The organism is Sulfurimonas sp. (genome assembly GCF_029027585.1).
Taxonomy (GTDB): Bacteria; Campylobacterota; Campylobacteria; order Campylobacterales; family Sulfurimonadaceae; genus Sulfurimonas.
Map to the genome: position 1 here is coordinate 568,351 of NZ_CP093397.1, position 20,782 is coordinate 589,132.

General features: G+C 30.1%; 22 protein-coding genes. 13 read left to right on the forward strand and 9 right to left on the reverse strand.

Annotated features, from left to right (window positions below):
- Window positions 1-35 precede the first annotated feature (35 nt).
- Complete coding sequence (locus MOV50_RS03025) at window positions 36-1,973, reverse strand: response regulator (protein ID WP_321778939.1); 1,938 nt, start codon at window positions 1,971-1,973, stop codon at window positions 36-38.
- A 60-nt stretch (window positions 1,974-2,033) separates the two neighbouring features.
- On the opposite strand from MOV50_RS03025, the gene nth reads away from it, so the two are divergent.
- The gene (gene nth, locus MOV50_RS03030; RefSeq protein ID WP_321778940.1) at window positions 2,034-2,675 is read left to right on the forward strand and encodes an endonuclease III; all 642 of its coding nucleotides are present in this window, start codon (window positions 2,034-2,036) and stop codon (window positions 2,673-2,675) included.
- A gap of 26 nt (window positions 2,676-2,701) precedes the next feature.
- Window positions 2,702-2,941 (forward strand): hypothetical protein, encoded by a 240-nt coding sequence (locus MOV50_RS03035; RefSeq protein ID WP_321778941.1) that lies wholly within the window; start codon window positions 2,702-2,704, stop codon window positions 2,939-2,941.
- Between the two features lie 6 nt (window positions 2,942-2,947).
- Here MOV50_RS03035 and cmoA read toward each other — a convergent pair whose 3' ends face one another.
- Window positions 2,948-3,655, reverse strand: coding sequence for a carboxy-S-adenosyl-L-methionine synthase CmoA (gene cmoA, locus MOV50_RS03040; protein WP_321778942.1), 708 nt, complete (start codon window positions 3,653-3,655; stop codon window positions 2,948-2,950).
- 70 nt (window positions 3,656-3,725) lie between these two features.
- Between cmoA and MOV50_RS03045 the strand changes: the two genes are divergently transcribed.
- Entirely contained in the window at window positions 3,726-4,043 is a 318-nt protein-coding gene (locus MOV50_RS03045) for a hypothetical protein (RefSeq protein WP_321778943.1), read from the forward strand.
- Here MOV50_RS03045 and fbaA read toward each other — a convergent pair.
- Window positions 4,040-5,119: a class II fructose-bisphosphate aldolase gene (fbaA, locus tag MOV50_RS03050; RefSeq protein WP_321778944.1), complete on the reverse strand. Its 1,080-nt coding sequence runs from the start codon at window positions 5,117-5,119 to the stop codon at window positions 4,040-4,042. The genes MOV50_RS03045 and fbaA overlap by 4 nt on opposite strands.
- An 88-nt stretch (window positions 5,120-5,207) precedes the next feature.
- Between fbaA and MOV50_RS03055 the strand changes: the two genes are divergently transcribed.
- The 9 genes from MOV50_RS03055 (at window position 5,208) to MOV50_RS03095 (ending at window position 13,097) form a co-directional block, all read left to right on the forward strand.
- Entirely contained in the window at window positions 5,208-5,861 is a 654-nt protein-coding gene (locus tag MOV50_RS03055; protein WP_321778945.1) for a hypothetical protein, read from the forward strand.
- A 10-nt stretch (window positions 5,862-5,871) separates the two neighbouring features.
- Entirely contained in the window at window positions 5,872-6,513 is a 642-nt protein-coding gene (locus MOV50_RS03060; RefSeq protein ID WP_321778946.1) for a hypothetical protein, read from the forward strand.
- Between the two features lie 15 nt (window positions 6,514-6,528).
- Complete coding sequence (locus MOV50_RS03065) at window positions 6,529-8,205, forward strand: flagellar assembly protein A (RefSeq protein WP_321778947.1); 1,677 nt, start codon at window positions 6,529-6,531, stop codon at window positions 8,203-8,205.
- Window positions 8,206-8,424: 219 nt separating this feature from the next.
- Window positions 8,425-8,667: an XRE family transcriptional regulator gene (locus MOV50_RS03070; protein ID WP_321778948.1), complete on the forward strand. Its 243-nt coding sequence runs from the start codon at window positions 8,425-8,427 to the stop codon at window positions 8,665-8,667.
- Window positions 8,668-8,670: 3 nt separating this feature from the next.
- Window positions 8,671-8,904 carry a hypothetical protein gene (locus MOV50_RS03075; protein WP_321778949.1) on the forward strand — a complete coding sequence of 78 codons (234 nt, stop codon included), beginning with the start codon at window positions 8,671-8,673 and terminating at the stop codon, window positions 8,902-8,904.
- A 97-nt stretch (window positions 8,905-9,001) separates the two neighbouring features.
- Window positions 9,002-9,286, forward strand: coding sequence for an HU family DNA-binding protein (locus MOV50_RS03080; RefSeq protein WP_321778950.1), 285 nt, complete (start codon window positions 9,002-9,004; stop codon window positions 9,284-9,286).
- A 48-nt stretch (window positions 9,287-9,334) separates the two neighbouring features.
- Window positions 9,335-10,828, forward strand: coding sequence for a hypothetical protein (locus MOV50_RS03085; RefSeq protein ID WP_321778951.1), 1,494 nt, complete (start codon window positions 9,335-9,337; stop codon window positions 10,826-10,828).
- On the forward strand, window positions 10,821-11,363 hold the full coding sequence (locus MOV50_RS03090) for a peptidylprolyl isomerase (RefSeq protein ID WP_321778952.1): 543 nt from the start codon (window positions 10,821-10,823) through the stop codon (window positions 11,361-11,363). Before MOV50_RS03085 ends, MOV50_RS03090 begins: the two co-directional genes overlap by 8 nt.
- Before the next feature lie 87 nt (window positions 11,364-11,450).
- Window positions 11,451-13,097: an inorganic phosphate transporter gene (locus tag MOV50_RS03095; RefSeq protein ID WP_321778953.1), complete on the forward strand. Its 1,647-nt coding sequence runs from the start codon at window positions 11,451-11,453 to the stop codon at window positions 13,095-13,097.
- Here the strand turns inward: MOV50_RS03095 and folP are convergent.
- Genes folP through MOV50_RS03125 form a run of 6 tightly spaced genes read right to left on the reverse strand, consistent with a single transcriptional unit; the run spans window position 13,094 to window position 19,668 of the window.
- Complete coding sequence (gene folP / locus MOV50_RS03100) at window positions 13,094-14,236, reverse strand: dihydropteroate synthase (protein WP_321778954.1); 1,143 nt, start codon at window positions 14,234-14,236, stop codon at window positions 13,094-13,096. The genes MOV50_RS03095 and folP overlap by 4 nt on opposite strands.
- On the reverse strand, window positions 14,226-14,843 hold the full coding sequence (locus MOV50_RS03105; protein ID WP_321778955.1) for a DNA polymerase III subunit delta': 618 nt from the start codon (window positions 14,841-14,843) through the stop codon (window positions 14,226-14,228). The genes folP and MOV50_RS03105 overlap by 11 nt, the downstream gene beginning before the upstream one ends.
- Window positions 14,830-15,384 (reverse strand): HobA family DNA replication regulator, encoded by a 555-nt coding sequence (locus MOV50_RS03110; RefSeq protein WP_321778956.1) that lies wholly within the window; start codon window positions 15,382-15,384, stop codon window positions 14,830-14,832. Before MOV50_RS03110 ends, MOV50_RS03105 begins: the two co-directional genes overlap by 14 nt.
- A gap of 6 nt (window positions 15,385-15,390) precedes the next feature.
- The gene (locus tag MOV50_RS03115; RefSeq protein WP_321778957.1) at window positions 15,391-16,602 is read right to left on the reverse strand and encodes an aspartate kinase; all 1,212 of its coding nucleotides are present in this window, start codon (window positions 16,600-16,602) and stop codon (window positions 15,391-15,393) included.
- Window positions 16,603-17,073 (reverse strand): RNA pyrophosphohydrolase, encoded by a 471-nt coding sequence (locus MOV50_RS03120; RefSeq protein WP_321778958.1) that lies wholly within the window; start codon window positions 17,071-17,073, stop codon window positions 16,603-16,605.
- 45 nt (window positions 17,074-17,118) lie between these two features.
- Window positions 17,119-19,668 carry an EAL domain-containing protein gene (locus MOV50_RS03125; protein WP_321778959.1) on the reverse strand — a complete coding sequence of 850 codons (2,550 nt, stop codon included), beginning with the start codon at window positions 19,666-19,668 and terminating at the stop codon, window positions 17,119-17,121.
- A 56-nt stretch (window positions 19,669-19,724) separates the two neighbouring features.
- Between MOV50_RS03125 and hemW the strand changes: the two genes are divergently transcribed.
- On the forward strand, window positions 19,725-20,780 hold the full coding sequence (gene hemW, locus MOV50_RS03130) for a radical SAM family heme chaperone HemW (protein ID WP_321778960.1): 1,056 nt from the start codon (window positions 19,725-19,727) through the stop codon (window positions 20,778-20,780).
- The last annotated feature ends 2 nt before the right edge of the window (window positions 20,781-20,782 follow it).

Here is a 20,782-nt window from a genome sequence, read left to right on the forward strand (position 1 = left end):
GATTCAAAATTCTAATAGCTTTATATTAACCATTATTAAACAGATGAAACTCTAAGGTATTTATGAAGCATATTTTCCAATATTGCTCTGTTTAAAGGCTTCGCCATATAGTCATCTAAACCTTCAAATAATAGCATCTCTTTATCTCCCTGCATAGCCATTGCCGTTAGCGCGATTATTGGTGTTTTTTCATTTTTGTTTATCTTTTGTTTTATCTCTTTTGTCGCAATAATACCATTTTTTTCTGGCATATCAATATCCATAAATATAATATCAAAATTCTTTTTTTCACACATATCTACAGCTTCATTTCCATTAGATGCAGTAAAAACTTTTACATCATACTCTTTAAGAAGTATGTTCATTAATTTTTGATTTATAAAGTTATCTTCAACAACCAATGCATTAATATTTTTTTGCATAATATTTTTAGTTTGAATTTTTACTACTTTATCTTCTTTGTAAATTAAATTTAGTTGTTTCGCAACAACACTTGCTAAAAGTGGTTTTCTAAAAACTTCATCTACAATATGTGTAAATTTTGTTTGTAGTTTTTCATCTTCTTCTAAAAATAAAATAACAGCAGTTTTTTTAGAGTATGCACCTAACTCAAGCATCCATGTAGAATCTTTTTTATTTGCAATTACATAAAGTGTTTGGATGCCATCATATACTTTTTCATCTAAAATATTTGATTTTACAACATCAATAGCAAAAGAGCGAAGATATATAGTTAAAAAGTTGGCTTCATCAACTCTTTTAGGGTCAAGTAGTAAAATTTTAACTCTTTTTTTACTCATCATTTTATATGCTTGACCTTTAGCATCTTTAAAATTTAATGTAAAATTAAAATAACTTCCATAACCTTCTTCACTTTGAATTTTAAGCTCAGAACCAAGTAAATTCACCAAACCATGTGACAAACTAAGCCCTATTCCTAATCTCTCATCAGCTTGTGTTCCAGCATTAAAAGGTTCAGTTATAAGTGCTATGTGCTCATTTGCTATACCTTTTCCATTGTCCTTCACACTGAAACCTATACTACATCCGCCTTTAAGATGTTTTTTTAGTAACTTAACTTCAACTATAATTCTTCCACCTTTTGAAGTGAATTTAATAGCATTTTGAATAAGAGAATTCATAACTTGTTTTATTTTTCCAAAATCAGCCTTTAACTCCGTTGGAAGTTTAGGGTCTATAAAAGCAAAAAGGTTTATACCCTTATCTTTAGCAAAAGATGAGTAGTTGTAAGCTATTTTTTCCATCTCTACAGAAATATTAAAAACAGATGGATTTAACTTCAACCTACCTCCTTGCATCTGAGAAAGGTCTAAAAGTGTTTCTATATTTGACATTAAGTTTCGTGAAGAACGGTTTATCATATTCAAATATTCAGTTTGTGTTTTGTTAAGATTTGTTTGCTCAAAGAGCTCAATAAAACCAAGTATTCCGTTCATTGGAGTTCTAAATTCATGACCTATGTTTGATAAAAATCTTGACTTTAATTTTTCAACTTCTTTAATTTTTAGTTTTGAAAGTTCAAGTTTAGTAATATCTTCTAACTCTACTATATAAAATTCTCTTGAACTTTCTAAACTATGACATTTTGCATTTATTGTTAATATCTCATTATCTGTATTTAAAATAGTTATGTGGTAACCATCTTTTTTGTATTTTTTTATATAATCTAGCCAACTTTTATCATCTTGTGTAAAAATTTCTTCACTTTCATTTAAAAATAATTCTCTTACACTTTCATATTTTGAACGAAAATCTTCTATATCTGTAAGTCCAAATGTATTAAAAAAAAGTTTATTTGCTCCTATCCAGCCAGCCTCTTTTGTAAAAAAAAGCATCATTGAACTGTTTGAGTCAACTATCTCCCAAATCAATTCTTTTGTAAAATAACTACTATAATGATTTAACTCTTTAACTTGAGGCTTTTGTTTTTGAAAAAATGAAAAAATACCCATTGTAATAACCTTTAAATTAATAATATTGATTATAACATATAACTTTGATAAACTACGATTATGAAAAAAGCAACAAAGAAAGAGATTTTAGAAATACACCAACTCTTCATAGATAAATATAGTGACGCTGTAACTGAGTTAGAATATAAAAATGCTTATGAGTTAGTTATAGCAGTTTCACTCTCAGCACAATGCACAGATAAGCGAGTAAATATACTAACTCCTAAACTATTTGAAAAATACCCAAACACACATGAACTAGCAAACGCTAACATAGCTGATGTAAAAGCTCTCATAAATACTTGTTCTTTTTTTAACAATAAAGCAAAAAATATTATTGCAATGGCAAAACGAGTTGAAGAAGTTTACAATGGCGAAATTCCAATGGATGCAAAAGAGTTAATAACTCTTGGTGGAGTTGGTCAAAAAACTGCAAATGTTGTGATGATAGAATACACAGGAGCGAATTTAATGGCAGTTGACACTCATGTCTTTCGTGTTTCACACAGACTTGGACTAAGTGATGATAAAACAGCCACTGCAACAGAGGCAACTTTAGTAAAAAAATTTAAAAATAATCTTCATGCTCTTCATCAAGGTATGGTTCTTTTTGGTCGTTACATTTGTACTGCTAAAAATCCAAAATGCGAAGAATGCTTTTTAACAGAATTTTGTAAAACAACAAAAACTTTTAAGGTTTAGGGAATAAGAATTGCTAGAACTTAAGTATGATTAAAACATTACTACTTACTCTTATAGCAATTTTTCTAACTGGGTGTGTAAATAAACATGGTATTTCTGCAAAATACTACAGCGAATGTAAAGAGTACTATGACCTTCAAGGCTACTACCATAAAGAGTGTGGAGAAGATGATATAGTTACTTATAAAGCGATTGGCGAAACTGCTGGAAAAGTTGTAGATATATGGACAGGAAAAAAAGAAAAACCTAAAGGTAATGTTTGGTAATAAAACTTACTTTATAGCTATAAAAGTTGCGAAATTTGCCCACCTAAAAACCACTTCACAATGAGAAAAACCACAATTTTTTGCCATTTTTATATTTTCTTCTTCACTATATGGAACTAAAACATTTTCCAAGGCTTCTCTTTTTTGCATGATTTCATACTCTGAATACCCTTTCTCTTTTTTAAAGTCATAGTAACACTCAATAAGGTCAATGTTGAGTTTAGAGTGATGAGAAATAACCTTTTCACTAAAAATAAAGATTCCTCCTTTCTTTAGTGTAGATGCTATCTTTTTTACAAGTTCTTCTCGTACTAATGGACGAATAAATTGTAGAGTATAGTTACTTACAAATACATCGGCTTCTTTATAGTCATACTCTAATATATCAGCATTTTTAAGTTCTATTTTAGCACCAAGAGCCTGGCACTTTTTTTTAGCTTGTTCTAGCATCGCTTCAGAGTTATCAAGTCCAACTAAAGTTGCTTTGCACTCAAGCTTTCTATTAATGTTTAAAAGTAAAGATGCAGTTGATGAGCCTAAGTCGTAAAGAATAGAGCCATCTTTTAAATGCTTAAGTGCAAAAAATTCTGTAATCTTTTGACTCTCTTTATAAAAAGGAACACTTCGCTCAAGCATATCATCAAAAACTGCTGCTACTTCTTCATCAAACTCAAATTGTTTTTTTATTGGTTTTGTAAAAACTTTATCATTCATAAATGTATTTTAGCTAAAATGTCAAAAAAATAAAATCGAGAAGATAATGAACCTAGATATATCAACATGGATGATGATTTTTTTTATAATTTCTTTAGTAGCGAGTATGTGGAAAATATACGCTTTTTTACCTAACAAAGAGTTAGCGGATGATGACACAACTGAGGCTTCCCAAGAAGAGCTGAAAATATTAATGCTAAAAGTTATAAAAAGTTCAGATGCCAACTTAAAAGCAAATGATTTATATAAAAAAATGCGTAGTGATAAAGATTTTGATGAAAAACATTTCTGGAGATTTAATCAAAACAGATTAAACCAACTTCTAAATCAACACTATTTAGAAAATCCAGATGTTTTTAGCATAGAAGATATTTATAAAACTATTTAATTTCTATCCATCGCATTCAAGTCTTTAAAAGCAACTTCAACACGAGATACTAAACTAAGTTGTCCAGCTCTCAACCATTTTCTTGGGTCGTAATATTTTTTGTTTGGTTTATCTTCGCCATCAGGGTTTCCGATTTGACCTTGAAGATAAGCATTATTTTTTTCTACATACTCTTTAGTTCCTACCCAAGTTGCCCATTGAGTATCTGTGTCGATATTCATCTTTATGACACCATAACCAATAGCTTCGCTAATCTCTGAAGGAAGAGAACCTGAACCACCGTGAAACACAAAGTTTACAGGTTTAGCATCTGTAGCAAATTTTTCTGATATATATTTTTGAGAATTATCTAAGATGCTTGGAGTTAATGATACATTTCCTGGTTTATAAACACCATGAACATTACCAAATGAAGCGGCTATTGTAAAATGAGGAGATACTTCATTTAATTCTTTGTAAGCAAATGCTACATCTTCTGGTTGAGTATATAAAAGTGAATTGTCAATATTTGTATTATCTACTCCATCTTCTTCACCACCAGTACAACCTAGCTCTATCTCTATGCTCATATCTATTTTGCTCATTCGCTCTAAATATTTTTTACAAGTGCTAATATTTTCTTCTAAAGGCTCTTCTGAAAGGTCTAGCATATGAGATGAATACAAAGCTTTTCCCGTATGATTAAAATGTTTTTCACCAGCATCTAGCAAAGCATCTATCCAAGGAAGAAGTTTTTTTGCTGCATGGTCTGTATGAAGGATAACAGCAACACCATAAGCAACTGCCATTTGATGGACATATTTAGCACCAGCGATAGCACCAACTATAGCTGCTCTTTCACCTTCATTACTTAAACCTTTTCCAGCAAAATAAGATGCTCCACCATTACTAAACTGAATTATTACAGGAGAGTTTACTTTCTTTGCAGCTTCTAAAATCCCATTGATAGAATCAGTTGAGATTACGTTTACAGCAGGTATAGCAAAACCTTGCTCTTTAGCCATGTCATACACATTTTGAACATCATCTCCAAAAAGAACACCTGCTTTTACAATATCAAATACGCCTTTGCTCATAATACTTCCTAAGTTTTAATTGGGTCATTATATTATAAGCTTTATTTGAAATAACTTTGTTATAAACTTTTTATGATAAAATTCCTATATGCCTAATAAACATACTAACGAATGGACTACAGACATTATTCTAATAGACATCATTAATTTTTCAAAATTAAAAGTAGCATCGCAGTTGGAAATTATAAATTTTCTAACACTTAGCTACAAAAAAATGATAAAAAAAATGTTGAAAAATTCTAATATGCAACTAAGTAATCTTATCCTTGGATATATTTCAACAGGTGATGGATTTTACTGCATATTGAACCCTAAACTAAAAGGGTATGGAACTATTTTAGGCTTAAGTTTTAACTATTTTTCAGAGCATATAGGAAAAAAATTTTCCTACTTTGAAGGTCTTAGGATAGCTATACATACTGGTGAAATATATGAATTTATCGATATTTTGGGACATAAAAATTATATTGGAGATGGGCTAAACGATTGTGCTAGATATTTAGAAATAAAAGACTATACTATCTCAACCATAATGGTTTCAAATATTGCTTATGATAATTTAAAGATTTTTCTAGATAAAAATCAAAAATTTAATACTCTGTTACTTAAGAGTGAGTTTAAATACTCATCGCCATATATTTTTCATGATAAACATGGAAGTAAAAAAGAAGGACGCCTTGTTTGGCTAAGAAAGGCTGGTATAATTACACCACCAGATATAAATTTTAATTCAATGCTTTAAAGGACTTTATGTGAAGTTAACAATAAACGAATATTCAAAACAATTTAAAATGTCAAAAGAGATAATTAATTCAAAAATAAAATCTAAAAGAATAAACTATATTATCGAAGATTCTACAACTTACATAATAGTACCAGATGCTCCAATAAAACAAGAAGTAAAAACTGAAGTTCTTGTTGAAAAAGCATTGCCAGTAAGACCAAAGACAACTGTTGCAACTGTCATAGCGCTTTATCAAAGAGAAAACACTCAACTAAAAGAAAAAATCATGCAACTTGAATTAAAGGTAGATAAACTCATAGATGATAAAGAACAGATGCTTCGTGATGAACGCGATAAGATAGAACAACTTTACTCAAATAAAGACAAACAACTAAAAAGTATACTAGAACTTATAAATACTAAAATGATGGTAGAACTACCAAATGAAACTGTTCATGAAGTTGAACATTTAGAACAAAAAAAAATAAGTTTAGAGCTTGTAGAACTAAAAGAACATCTAAAAACTTTAAACCTAAAATCATATCAAAGAAAAATAATCAAGAGAAGATTTATAGCCGCTTATGATACTGATGAAAGAATATTGCAAAAAGATGGCAAACTTTATCTTGAATTTTCAAAACATGAATACAATGACTTACTTGCTATTTAATTGGACGAATAATCAATGAGGGAGATTCAAAGTACAACAGTTAAAACTAAAAATGTTAAAAAATCTATTGCTCGTTTTGCATCACAAAATGAGATATCTATAGATATTTGTGATTTTACCATAAGAAAAACAGCAACATATATGAAAACAAGCTTAGATGATGATTTTAAACTATTTAATGAAAATGTAGCAGAACATTACAAAGATAAAAATGAATTAGTAAATCAACATGTAGAGTTTCATCAACTCTACATTCTTACACTTGCTAAAGCAAAAGAACCTTCTATTAAACTAAGCTATATCTTAGAACTTGGTAAACATAAATGTATGCCGATTCTAATCTTAAAACCTGACTCAATCATTCCATACAAAAAGTTAAAGCCAAAAGAAACATATGCTCTTTTAGTAAAAGAATTTAACAAAATAAAAGTAAGAAATACCATCTTAATCAATCTTTTTGATGAAAGTATGCTAAATAAACTAAAAGCATTTACAAAACATCTTTATAGCGGAAAATTTAAAAAAAATATAAAATTTTCTCTTTTTGAAGGAATTGAACCGAAAATAACACGAGCTGGTAAACTAATCCTTTGGTTTAAAAATAAAGAGAATGATGATAAGCATCAAATCATTGAGGTTGAAAAAGATGAAGTTTTAGTTGAGTATAAAAAACCCATCTATGGAAAAAGTGGTTTTAGTGCAGAGGGAAAACATCTAGGTGCTTCATACTCAACTAATGCTGATGACCTTAGAACACCAATAGATGCAGCAACAATATATATAGAAGAAAATGATGATAAAAAACTATATAAGAGCAAGGTAAAAGGTTTTGTAAAATTTACTACAAGATTATTAGCTATTGATAACAAAGTAAAAATCTCAAAAATCTCAAGAGTAGAGGACTCTATAGCAAAAGAAGAAGATAACAATATAGAAGTACACATCTCTCAAAATGACACTACAAAAGACAGTATTGGAGAGGGAGTGGAGTTAGTTAGTGAAACTATCCATGTTAATGGACATATTGGTGCAAACAGCATCTTAGAAGCCGTTAACTTGCGTATTGATGGAGCGACACATAAAAATTCTATACAATTTGCTAAAACTGCTAAGATAAACAGACATAAAGGCACACTTAGATGCAAAGAAGCAAAAATCTCACTTCTTGAAGGAGGAACTGTTCATGCAACTACGATTGAAGTAGAAGCTTCATTGGGTGGTACTATTTATGCGCAGAATGTAACTATTGGACATGTTAAAAGTAACTTGAAAGTATATGCATCTGAATCAATTACAATTAATTTGGTAAGTGGTGAGGATAACCTTTTTAAAATAAATTATAAAGATATACCCATTTTAAATTCTAAAGTTGATTTGATAAATGAAGATATTATCAACTTAAAAGATGACCTTGAAGAAGCACAAAGACACAATCAATCTAAAATACCTGAGATTGAAAAAAATATACTTAACTTCAAAAATGAACTCCAATACATTCAAGAATCAACTTTAAGGGCTAAAATAAGTATTGAAAAACCATTTATTGGCTTAAATAGAATTGTCTTTACTCTTTATAATGAAGATGAAATAATGTACAAAACACAAGCACAAAGCTATAAACCATTTTATCTAAAAGTTAGTGAAGATAAAATCACTTTAGAACCTGTTAAAAAATCTATCTCTCTTAATTAAAAAATCCTCTAAATTTTATATAAACTAAAATATCTTAATTTAAAAAGGATATTTAAGTATAAATTTTATACGGTTTATCGTATATATAATACAATATATACTGTATTATATAAATATAAATTTATTTAATATCATTTATATTGTGTATTTAAGTATTAATACCATTATTTATATTAAATTAAATGTATATTTAAGTATATAATCCGTATAATACTACTTATGAAAATTGATGATTTATTTAATATCCTCCATAACTCATTGGAATACAAAAATAATGGAAAAAAGATATCACTCAAAGATATGGCTAATTCATTTGGTGTTTCAATGCGCACATATCAAGACTGGAAGCTAGGTCGAGCTAAACCTCAGGCAGCATCTATAGTTATGAAAATGTTGGGACAATTAGATGATGATGAGATTATAAGAACTGTTAGAAAAATCAACAAACTTGAAGAGGCATAGTAGATGAGCACACTGACTAAACAAGAGAGAGATGGACTCGAAGATATATTTTTATCTATTCACACCGATAGAACAAAATACACAAAAATCAAAGAAATTTCATCTTTATTAGTATCAACAACCATAAGCTTTAATGCATCAAAATTTTTAAAAGTAGCTAAATTAGGACTCAAAGAGTCTAAATTATCGCAATTTATCACACTTTTTATCAAAAAGAAGAAAAATTTAAGCAAATAAATTATAAAGTATCTTCAGCTGAATTATTTTCACAAAGGGCTTAGCGGTGTCTTTTTGAAATAATTTCGGAAATCTTTATGAATCCAAGGGTATATATATGAATAAAGCTCAATTCGTTGAATTAGTACAAGCAAGTGGTGAATACAAAACTAAAGTTGAAGCAGAAGCTGCTATTAAAGCTTTTACACAAGCAGTAACAACTGCTTTAGTTAAAAAAGAAGATGTTTCTTTAGTTGGTTTTGGTAGTTTTACTGCTAACCTTCAAAAAGGTAAAAGTGGTAAAGTTCCAGGTACAGATAAAACTTATACTACTCAAGACAAAATGGTTCCTAAGTTTAAAGCTGGTAAAGGTCTTAAAGACCGCGTTGCAGCTGGTAAATAGAACTTTTAAAACTCATAGCTTCTTTATGCTGTGAGTTTTTTCTCTTTCATGAATATATTTTCATCTCTTTTTAAAAAGAAAAAACAACAACTGACACTTCCAGACTCACTTTTAATAAAAAAACTAAAAACTGTTTGTAAAGAGAACTCTCTTAGCATCTATGAAGATATAACTATTTATCATCATACACAAAGTTATTTTATTCCTTTACTTATTTTAAATCCTAACAAGGGTCTTTATCTATTTGAATACAAAGAATGGTCATATGATGATCTTAAAAATGCAACAATTTCTAAAGCATCAAACCAAGACTCAAGTAGTAAAAATCTAGCCTTTGAAAAAACACATCAATTTATAAAACAAAAGTTTAATGAACTAACACATAATGATGGCGTTCCTATTTATAACTATTTACTTATGCAAAATATAAATAGTGATGAATATGTACATTTAGATGAATCTTTTAAAGAGTTACTGCCGTTTAATAAAATCATGTTTAATAATTCAACAGAAGATGAAATTTTACAAAAAATTCATAATACTCCACAGCCAGATACGAAGATGCCAAGTGAAGTAGAAATCATAGGTAATCTTCTTGTTCAATATCTTATCTTTTCTAAAGACAACACTAAGCATCTAGCCTCAAAAGAACAAGTAAACTTTATAGATAGTAAAATTGAAGGGACAAAAACACTAAGTGGATCTACAAACTCAGGAAAAACTTCTTCTATACTTTTAAAAGCTATCCTAGAAAGTCTTCGTTCTCCTGATTTAAAAATTATCATACTTGAACCAACTGTATTAGCTTGTGATTTATTAAAACAAAGACTTCTTAACATCATAGAATATGCAATAATTGAGATAAATATTGACTCTATTGAGATTATAACTCCTATCGCTTTTGTCAATAAGCATCTAAGTAAACTAAAAAAACCTCACTTAGAAGTTATCTTACATATAGATGAAAAACTTATGAAAAATAAAAACAAAGTTGCAGACTTTATTATTTGTGACGATGCAAATCTTCTTTCATTTGAGTTTATTGAGTATCTTAAACATATTCAAAAGAAATCAGCTCTTATTTTGGTTAATGAATATTACGATGAAGATGCTGAGTTTATTTTTAAAAATAACTTTGTAGAAAAAAATGTAGAAATAATTTTTAAAGAAGCCAATCAACATGCAAAAGCACTTCAAATAGTATCAAAACTACTTCAAAAAAATAAAGCAGAAGAAATTTTAATAGTTAGCAATAATGTTACTAAAAATAATCTAAGTGAAGATTTAGAATTTTTTATAAAAGACAATGCAATTTTGTTAGACAGTAGTATAAATTTACAAAATCAAGATTTAGAAAATCTTATACTTTGTTCTTACGCACAGATAAGCTCTTTAAATACTAAATTTGTTTTACTTCTAGATGTTGAAGAAGCGTCTCTAAATGAGCTTAAATATGCCTTGCATCTAGCCAATGACACGGCTTATGTACTTTATGAAAGTGAAAGTGAAAATATACAAATACTAAAGGAAAAAAATGTTTAAAATATTGTTTACATTTTTATTAATGTTATCAATCCACTTACAAGCAAATGAAAATAATCCACGCGTTATACTACAAACAACACAAGGAAAGATTGAACTTATCCTTTTTAAAGATATTGCACCTTTAACGGTGCAAAATTTTACAACTCATGTTAAAAATGGATATTTTAATGGTATAGCTTTTCATAGAATTATAAAAGATTTTATGATTCAAGGGGGCGATCCAAGTGAGAGTGGTTTTGGTGGTGAAAGCATCTGGGGAAAACCTTTTAAAGATGAGTTTAAAAATAAAACCTTTAATAAAGTTGGCATTTTAGCCATGGCAAATACTGGTCCTCACACAAATGGAAGCCAATTTTTCATAACAACAGCTAAAACACCTTGGTTAAATGGAAGGCACACTATATTTGGTGAAATTACTCCAGCATCTATGAGTACAATAATGAAACTAAATAGCGTTGCTACTCTTGGGAGAAATGGTGGGGATAAACCACTTGAACGACAAGAAATCATAAAAGCATATATCAAAAAATAAATTTGTAATACTCTTATAACCTTTTTGCTGATATAATTTCAAATATTACAACATAACAGTTACATAATGGTTACGAGGGGAAAAATCATGGAAATACAAACTATGAAAAAGCTTGAAAAAGAGGCATTAAAAAAGAGTAGTCCTGACTTTACAAAACTAGGGTTAGCACTATTTTTTATGATTGGTGTTTTAACTTTTAGCTTTTTAAGTAATGGTGGAATTCCAAACAATATGTTTTTAGCTATCGCTGCACTAATCGGTGCTTATATGGCGATGAACATAGGTGCAAATGATGTTGCAAATAATGTTGGACCTGCTGTTGGTTCAAAAGCACTTACTCTTACAACTGCCATAATCATTGCTGCCGTATTTGAAGCTGCTGGTGCCCTTATAGCTGGTGGGGAAGTTGTTAAAACCATCAAAAAAGGTATCATTGATATTTCTGCTTTTGGTGGAAATAGTGACCCTTTTATCTGGGCTATGATGGCAGCTCTTTTAGCAGCGGCTTTATGGCTTAACTTTGCGACAATGGTTCGCGCTCCTGTTTCAACTACCCACTCAATAGTTGGTGGAGTGATGGGTGCGGGCATTGCAGCTTCTGGTTTTTCAATAGTATCTTGGGGTACAATGGCAAAAATTGCTGCTTCTTGGATAATTTCACCTATTTTAGGTGGTGTTATTGCCGCTTTATTTTTATACTCCATAAAAAAGTCTATCGTATTTAAAGATGATAAAATAAGTGCTGCCAAAACATGGGTTCCTGTTTTTGTTGCCACTATGTCATGGGCTTTTATAACTTACTTAACACTAAAAGGGCTAAAAAAAATATGGCCACAAATAGTTGAAATATTAAATTTTGTACCTTTAGTGTCTATTGAGACGACAGAAAAACCAACTCTTATGACTGCTCTTATTTTAGGTTTTATAGTTGCCATAGTGGTTTACTTTCTTGTAAAAATAAGACTAAAGTCAAACTCAACGATGCTTGAGAACAACAGAGCATCTGTAAATTCTCTTTTCACTATCCCTTTGATTTTTGCAGCAGCCCTGCTTAGTTTTGCTCATGGTGCAAATGATGTAGCAAATGCCATAGGACCCTTAGCTGCGATAAATGACGCAGTTATAAATGGAGGCATCTCTACTAAAGCATCTATACCTATTTGGGTTATGGGAGTTGGAGCCTTAGGTATCGCTCTTGGTTTAGCACTTTATGGACCTAAACTCATAAAAACTGTTGGCTCTGAAATCACAGACCTTGACCAAATAAGAGCCTTCTCCGTAGCAATGGCGGCTTCTATTACAGTTATAATCGCTTCTCAGCTAGGACTTCCTGTGAGTTCTACTCATATTGCTATCGGTGGTGTTTTTGGAGTTGGTTTCTTAAGAGAATGGTTACACCTAACTGATAACAGACCTACTATTGCTGATGATAAACTGACCATAAAAGATGAAAAGAAAAATCTAAATGCTTACCATGCAGAACGCCTTACATTAGAGGATAAAGATAATAAAAATCAAAATGATTATGAGAGAATAGTTGAGCTGTATAAATTTATGGCAGTTGAAGAAAAACTCATAAAAGCCACAAAAAAGCATATAAAACAAACTAAAAAAGTAGAGTATGTTAAAAGAGATGCTATCAAAAAAATCATTACTGCTTGGGTTGTTACAGTTCCAGCAGCAGCTGTTTTAGCAGGTTTATTATTTTTTATGATTAAAGGTATTATGGCTTAGGTTTTATTTAAAGCCTCTTGTACCTTTATAGCTTGTGTATGTTCATAAACATCATGAACTCTAATCATAGAAGCTCCATTTTTAATAGCCTCTAGATGAAGAGTTAGCGTTCCTGCTAGCCTATCTTGTACTAAAGATGAAGATATCTTATCTATCATTGATTTTCTAGAAGCTCCCACTAATAGTGGTTTATCAAGAGTTAAAAAGTTCTCTAAATGTTTTATTAACATAAGATTATGCTCTAGTGTTTTTCCAAACCCTATTCCTATATCTAAAACTATATCATTAACTCCAAAACTTTGCGCTTTTTGTATTCTTTGCTCAAAAAATTTATAAATATCACTTAAAACACTTTCATATTTTGGCTCTTTTTGCATAGTTAAAGGAGTTCCTTGCATATGCATGATAATCGCTGTCGCATCATAACTAGCACAAAGTTTACAAAGCTCATCGTTGGCTAAACCTGTTATATCATTAAGTATTTTAAAACCATTATCAAGTGCATACTCTATAACTTTTGGCTCATAACTATCAATGGAAAATTTGGCTTTTTCATAAAGGTTTTCTTTTTTTATAGCATCTATGATTGGCTTAACTCTATTTAACTCTTCTTCAACGCTTACACTTAAACTATTTGGAGAGGAGGACACAGCACCAATATCTATAATATTTGCACCATCTTGTATCATTTTTATAATTGCATCTATTGCCTTGGCATCTACAAATCTACTTCCGCTAAAAAAACTATCATTATTTGCATTTATAACACCCATAATTTCTACACACTTTGGCTTTTTTACTTTGTTTATAAAAGAAAGTTTTTTTGCAAGTTCTTTAAGTCCAAAGGGTTGTGAGAGTTCTTTTTTACTTAGAATTTTTAACTGTTTTGAGGTGGCAATTAATATACAATCTACTAAAGGTGTAATGGCTAAAACAGTTCCACGAGGCACAGCTAAATCTGCTCCGATAGAAAGGGCATCTTGCTTTAAAATATTTGCCCCACCTACATGTAAATCTTTTATATATATGACATGATAAGCCATCTTAGAAGCTAGTATATCAACTCCACCACCATCAACTCCAAGTCTTTTTAAATACTCTTTAGCATCTATACTATTTGATAGTTTATTAATTTGCATCTATAAAACCCATAAGAACTAGCGTTAAAATATTTTGTGGTTTTGAGTTTAGCTCTAAGAGTCTATATGCCTTGTCAAAATTATCTAGCTGTTTTTGAGATAGTATCAACATGTCAACAACTGTTGCTCTGTGATAAAGAGATTCTAGTAACTCTTTGGCTTCGTTTCTACTTGTCCAAGCATGTTTCTTTAAAAAGGTAAAAACATCTTCATAACTAAGTTTTGAAAAGTTTAATTCGCATTCATAAATTTTACTAATATTTTTAGTTTTTTTGATTGGAAGTCTTGAGCGAACAGTAGGAAGAAGGTTTGATTTAGTTGGAGTTATGATAATAAACTCTATATTTCTAGGAGGTTCTTCAAAAACTTTTAAAAGTGAGTTTTGAGAAACTACATGAAACTCTAAAGCACCTAAGACTATATACTTTATACTTGATTCACTTATGTATGCCTCAGCTATAACTGCCTTTGCATGTTCAATTAAAAATTTATCCTCAATAAAGCCAACTACTCTATGTGGTTTTAAAGATTCTTGAAGTTTATGAAACTGAGCTTCTACATCACTAGCAATTAAGATATGCCCTCTTACAACCTCATGAACTGACATCAACTTCTCCAAACATCGCAGCACTTAGAGATGCGTCAAAAAGTTTGTAAAGTTGTAAAAGTTTTATATCAAGCATCTTATCATGAGATTTTAAAGTAAAACCATTATGAAATTCTTCATCAAATATCCAAAAATAACTACTATCTTGTCTTTTTGCTATATCTGCTCGTTTATCATCACCCTTGCCAACATACCAAAAAATATAATCATCTTTATAAGAAAGTGAAATCATATCTTCAACAACATCAATCATTTCTCCACCATTTATATAAGAGTAATGTTGATACAAACTATCTATGCTTACAATGGGTAGGAGTGGTCTATCAAGCTTTAAAGTGTTAATAGAAGTTAATATGTAACTCTCAAACCATTTTCGTTTTTCATCAGTTATTAAAATAACTGTTTTTGAGTTTAAAATTTGTTCTAAGGCTAAAGAGAGAGGATTTGTCCAGTCAAAGCGCTGTTCTTCAAGCCAACTAAGACTTGCACCCTCTTCTCTTATAACATCTAAACTCCATTGTGCGAAATCTGATGAATTCATAATTTTTTACTTATCTAACTCATAGGCGTTATGCAGACTTCTTACAGCAAGTTCAGCATATTTATCATCTATAATCATTGAAAGTTTTATCTCTGATGTTGAAATCATGTTTATGTTTATATTCTCTCCCGCAAGTGTTGAAAAAGCTTTTGCAGCCACACCTGTGTGAGATTTCATACCTACACCAACTATAGAAACCTTACATATTTTATCGTTATATGATTCAGCTTCTATGTCATTATTTTTAAGAAATACAGAAACAACTTCTTTTGCAGCATTTAAATCACCCATAGGAACCGTAAAGTCTATATTTGTAGTTCCATCATGTGCTTTGTTTTGGATAATCATATCTACATTTATATCACTATTTGCCAATTTTGTAAAAATGTCTGACGCTATACCAGGTCTGTCAGCCACACCCATTAAAGATATACGAGCTTGATTTTTATCTAATGCTATTCCGCTAACTACAGGTTTTTCCATGATATTTTCTTCCTTTGTTATTAATGTTCCCTCTTCATCTGAGAAACTTGTTCTTGTTACTAAATTTACATTTAACTTTTTTGCCAACTCAACAGAACGGTTTTGAAGTACTTTTGCTCCAAGAGATGCTAACTCAAGCATCTCATCATAAGAAATTCTATCAAGTTTTTTAGCTTTTGGCTCTATGCGTGGGTCAGTTGTGTAGATACCACTAACATCTGTATATATCTCACATAGGTCAGCTTCTAATGCTCCTGCTATTGCAACGGCAGAAAGGTCACTTCCACCACGACCAAGAGTTGTAACATCACCATTTTCATTTACACCCTGAAAACCAGCAACTACAATAATCTTACCCTCTTTTAGAGCTTTTTTCATAACACTTGGGTTAATCTCTTCTATACGCGCTTTTGTATGTAGGTTGTCCGTTAAGATTCCTGCTTTTCTTCCTGTCATTGAAGTAGCTTCATATCCCATCTCATTTAAAGCGATAGAAAGTAGAGATGCTGTTACTCGCTCACCAGAACTAAGTAACATATCCATCTCTGCTCTAGCTGGATTAGATGAAAAATGTTCAGCATATCCTACTAGCTTATTCGTTTCTCCACTCATAGCAGAAACAACAACAACAACATCATTGCCATCTTTTTTTGTTTGCGCTACACGAGCAGCCACATTTGCTATACGATCTAAATCACCGACACTTGTTCCACCAAATTTTTGTACTATTAACATCTAAAGGTAACCTTCTTTTTTGAAATGTTTAATCACTATTTTGTAAACTTCTTGTTTAAAAGAAGCACTCATACCTAAGGCTTCATCAACACTCACAAATTTAAAATCACTAAATTCTGGATGAGAAGTATTTATATCTATTTTAGCACTTTTTTTTAGTTTAACTAAAAAATATTTTTGCGTTTGACCTTTATAAGGTTTCATTTTTTTAGCTATTTTTAAAGGGAAATCGTATGAAATCCACTCTGGATACTCGGCAATTATTTTTACTTTTTTTGTGCCTATCTCTTCTTCAAGTTCGCGAAACATAGCCTCTTTAACTTCTTCTCCAGCATCTATGCCACCTTGAGGAAATTGCCATATCTCATCAAAATCATTTCTTTGTGCTATAAAAATTTCTTTTTTTTGTGGGTAATTATTTGACACTACAATCATCGCAACATTAGGACGATATAATTTTTTTTTACTCATTAACACACCTGATTTTTTATAATCGCGATTATACTAAAGATGCTATTAAATTAAGCTATAACTCTGCGGTGGTTTTGGCTTACCATAATAATAACCCTGAATATAATCAACACCCATCTCTCTAACCTTAGCATCTATCTCTTTTGTACTAACAAACTCTGCTATTGTTTTGATATTTGCATTCCTTGCAAAGACTAAAAGAGCTTCAACCATATACTCAACCGTTTTATCAACCAAAAGCTTCTCTATTAAGCTACCATCGAGTTTAATATAGTCAATGTTTAGTTTTATAATGTGTGTAAAGTTAGAATATCCTGAACCAAAATCATCAATAGAAACTTTACAACCGTACTCTTTTAACATCAAGATAAACTCTTCTATTAGTTCATAGTTTTCAATATCTTCAGACTCTACAATCTCAAAAGTTATGCCCTCTCCACCATACTTTTCAAGTCTATTTTTTATATACTCTACCATTGTTGGTGAAGTGATATTTTCATAAGTGATATTAATAGAAATATTCGCTTTTTTATTTGCATAAACTGCAAATACTTTTTGCATCATCTGTCTTGTAAAAAACTCAAAGGTATTATCATATTTTGCAGAATCTAAAAAATAATATGGAGAAACTATTTCTCCATCTTCAGTTATTAGTCTAGCAAGTGCTTCATACTTTAAGACACTATTGTCTTTGATATCTATAATTGGCTGAAAATAAGGAACTATATTACCACTGTGAAGTGCTTTTTTATAAACTCTAATTCTGTTAATAATTGATTTTTGAAGCTCTATGGTTGTTTGATTTTTGTTGTAAATCACTAAACTTTTTCTAGCCATTATAGCTTCTTGTAAACTCACATCTGCATGATTAAACAAATCATCTATACCATAAGCTACACCTGCTGTGAAGTCTGACACAAGGAATTCTTCCTCATCGGTATAACTATTTTCTTCATGGTTGATTAATATCGTGTATTTCAAAAGTTCCAAATACTTTTTAAATATATTTTTTGAACTAATCAAGATTGCAAATTCATGCATATTTAAACTATATAAAGTAACATTATCATCAATTATTATCTCACTTAAGCATTGCGCTTTTTTAAATATCATATTTGAAACTATTTCCATACCGTATAAATCTTTTATGGTATTGATTTGATTTACATGAAGTAAAATTAACATAGTTTCTTCTTGAAGAAGTTCTAAATTATGGATAAGAGATTGTCTATTTGGTAGTTTTGTTACAACATCTAAATCTTTAAACAAGTTGGCATTTTTGATATCTTCATTAAATACAACTCTATTTCTTCCTTGTTGTTTTGCTTTATAAAGATTATTATCTGCTAAATTGTAAATATCATCATTACTAATTTTGTGATTAAACCCATCTATATTAACTGCACCTATTGAGATTGTTATATAGTCTGATATTTTACTTTTTTTATGTTCTTGTTTAAGTGACTCTACCTTTTTTACTATTTCTAAAGATATCTTTTTAACTTCTTCATTACTGCAATCTGTTATAAATATAGCAAACTCTTCCCCACCAATTCTAAAAACATCTTGGATAGTATAGTTTATATAACCTTTCATCTGCGTGGCAATCGTTTTTAAAATTTTATCACCTTGGGAATGACCATATAACTCATTATAGTTTTTAAAATAATCAACATCAATAACTAAAAGAGCAAAGTTTTCTTTTCTCCACGCCGAACTTTTAAACTCTCTTTTTAAAGAGTAGTCAAAATAGCGTCTATTATGTATATCTGTTAAGGCATCGGTAATGGATATTTCTTGTAGTTTTGTAGTATTTGTTATATTTCTTGAGATTGCTGTATAGCCAATTTTTTCATTATTTATATCAAAAAGAGGAGAAATTTTCTGTTTTATCCAGTACTCTTCTCCACTATATTTGTTATTTTTTAGTTTACCTGTCCACTTTTTATCTTCTAGTATCGTTTCCCAAAGATTTTTTACAATCTCATCATCAGCATCTTCGCTTCTAAAGAGCCTATGTGTTTTACCAATAACTTCATCTAGCTTAAAACCAGTAAAGTCCAAGTATGCATTAGAAATTTCTAGTATGTATCCATCTAAATCAGTTATGGTCATAAGAACATTTTCATCAATAATTTGATTTTTTTGTTTTAAGTAAAACTCTTTTTCTTTGAATTTTTGTACACACTCTATCTTTTTGCTTAACTCTAAGATGGGAGATATGAATTTATCAATGCTTAAAATTGGTTTGATAATAAATTTATCTACTCCAGCATCTATGGCATCTATAATATAATTTTCAGTTTTATGTGCAGTAAGTAGTATAATTGACTGACTTGGGTTTATCTTTTTTATAGCTTTACTCATCTCAACACCATCCATATTTGGCATTGAAATATCACTAATAATAAGTTTAAAACATGTTGAAATAGATGCGTTATGTTCTTTGTATATAGCTAAACCCTCTTCTCCATCTTTAGCAACAACAATATCATTAAAATATAACCTGAGAATATCTAATGTTGATTCTCGGACATCATCATTATCTTCAACATAGAGAAGTTTTATATTTTTTAAGAGTACAACATCTTTCATGTACAATTATATTGTTATATGCTTTTATAGATATTAAAATCTGTTATACTTGCACTATGTTACTTTATATTCATATCCCTTTTTGCGATTCTAAGTGTTCTTACTGCGCTTTTAACTCTTATGTTGATAAATTTCACCTAAAAATATCTTATATGCAAGCTTTAGCAAAACAACTAAAACACGAGTTAAACAGGTTTCACGCAAAAAGAAAAAGTATCAAAACCATATTTATTGGTGGAGGGACTCCTTCTACTGTTGAGCCAAAACTTTATAAATCTTTATTTGACTTACTTACTCCATACCTAGATGCAAATATAGAAATAACAAGTGAAGCAAATCCAAATAGTGCTACTTTTGCGTGGCTAAAAGGGATGCGTAAACTTGGTGTAAATCGCATAAGTTTTGGCGTGCAAAGTTTTAATGATGAAAAACTAAAACTACTAAATCGTGCTCACAACAAGACAGATGCTATAAATGCCATAACTAACGCAAAAAAAGTTGGTATTAAAAATATCTCACTTGATTTGATTTATGCTACTTTTGGAGATACTAAAGAGTTGTTAAAAGAGGATTTAAAAACTGCTTTTTCTCTTCCCATAAATCATCTAAGTGCTTATGCCCTAACCATAGAAGAGGGAACACCTTTTGAGTCAAAACCACAAATGTCAAAAGAAAATTTAAAACTTACTTCATGGCTTTTTGATGAAATAAAATCACATAAATTTAAGCAATATGAAATTAGTAATTTTGGCTCTTACCAAAGCACACATAATCTTGGCTATTGGAACTATGAAGATTATATTGGTCTTGGAAGTGGAGCAGTTGGTAAACTGGCTAATAAAAGATTTTATCCTTGTGTTATTTTAGAAGATTACATAAAAAGTCCACTTGAAGCTAAAGAGGAAGAGTTAAGCCAAGAAGATATGAAAATGGAAAAAATATTTTTAGGTTTTCGTTCTTGTGTTGGGGTAAAGATGAATATACTTAATAAACATGAACAAATACGAGCAAATATTTTAGTTCAAGAAAAAAAACTTTCTTTAAAAAACAACATTTTATACAATTTTGAGTATCTTTTAGCAGATGAACTCGCTCTATTTTTATCCTCTTAAGG

Bases quoted from the DNA above. Each gene is read 5' to 3' on its own strand.
- MOV50_RS03025 (WP_321778939.1), bottom strand. From the start codon at position 1,973: ATGGGTATTTTTTCATTTTTTCAAAAACAAAAGCCTCAAGTTAAAGAG.
- nth (WP_321778940.1), top strand. From the start codon at position 2,034: ATGAAAAAAGCAACAAAGAAAGAGATTTTAGAAATACACCAACTCTTC.
- MOV50_RS03035 (WP_321778941.1), top strand. From the start codon at position 2,702: ATGATTAAAACATTACTACTTACTCTTATAGCAATTTTTCTAACTGGG.
- cmoA (WP_321778942.1), bottom strand. From the start codon at position 3,655: ATGAATGATAAAGTTTTTACAAAACCAATAAAAAAACAATTTGAGTTT.
- MOV50_RS03045 (WP_321778943.1), top strand. From the start codon at position 3,726: ATGATGATTTTTTTTATAATTTCTTTAGTAGCGAGTATGTGGAAAATA.
- fbaA (WP_321778944.1), bottom strand. From the start codon at position 5,119: ATGAGCAAAGGCGTATTTGATATTGTAAAAGCAGGTGTTCTTTTTGGA.
- MOV50_RS03055 (WP_321778945.1), top strand. From the start codon at position 5,208: ATGCCTAATAAACATACTAACGAATGGACTACAGACATTATTCTAATA.
- MOV50_RS03065 (WP_321778947.1), top strand. From the start codon at position 6,529: ATGAGGGAGATTCAAAGTACAACAGTTAAAACTAAAAATGTTAAAAAA.
- MOV50_RS03070 (WP_321778948.1), top strand. From the start codon at position 8,425: ATGAAAATTGATGATTTATTTAATATCCTCCATAACTCATTGGAATAC.
- MOV50_RS03075 (WP_321778949.1), top strand. From the start codon at position 8,671: ATGAGCACACTGACTAAACAAGAGAGAGATGGACTCGAAGATATATTT.
- MOV50_RS03080 (WP_321778950.1), top strand. From the start codon at position 9,002: ATGAATAAAGCTCAATTCGTTGAATTAGTACAAGCAAGTGGTGAATAC.
- MOV50_RS03085 (WP_321778951.1), top strand. From the start codon at position 9,335: ATGAATATATTTTCATCTCTTTTTAAAAAGAAAAAACAACAACTGACA.
- MOV50_RS03090 (WP_321778952.1), top strand. From the start codon at position 10,821: ATGTTTAAAATATTGTTTACATTTTTATTAATGTTATCAATCCACTTA.
- MOV50_RS03095 (WP_321778953.1), top strand. From the start codon at position 11,451: ATGGAAATACAAACTATGAAAAAGCTTGAAAAAGAGGCATTAAAAAAG.
- folP (WP_321778954.1), bottom strand. From the start codon at position 14,236: ATGCAAATTAATAAACTATCAAATAGTATAGATGCTAAAGAGTATTTA.
- MOV50_RS03105 (WP_321778955.1), bottom strand. From the start codon at position 14,843: ATGTCAGTTCATGAGGTTGTAAGAGGGCATATCTTAATTGCTAGTGAT.
- MOV50_RS03110 (WP_321778956.1), bottom strand. From the start codon at position 15,384: ATGAATTCATCAGATTTCGCACAATGGAGTTTAGATGTTATAAGAGAA.
- MOV50_RS03115 (WP_321778957.1), bottom strand. From the start codon at position 16,602: ATGTTAATAGTACAAAAATTTGGTGGAACAAGTGTCGGTGATTTAGAT.
- MOV50_RS03120 (WP_321778958.1), bottom strand. From the start codon at position 17,073: ATGAGTAAAAAAAAATTATATCGTCCTAATGTTGCGATGATTGTAGTG.
- MOV50_RS03125 (WP_321778959.1), bottom strand. From the start codon at position 19,668: ATGAAAGATGTTGTACTCTTAAAAAATATAAAACTTCTCTATGTTGAA.
- hemW (WP_321778960.1), top strand. From the start codon at position 19,725: ATGTTACTTTATATTCATATCCCTTTTTGCGATTCTAAGTGTTCTTAC.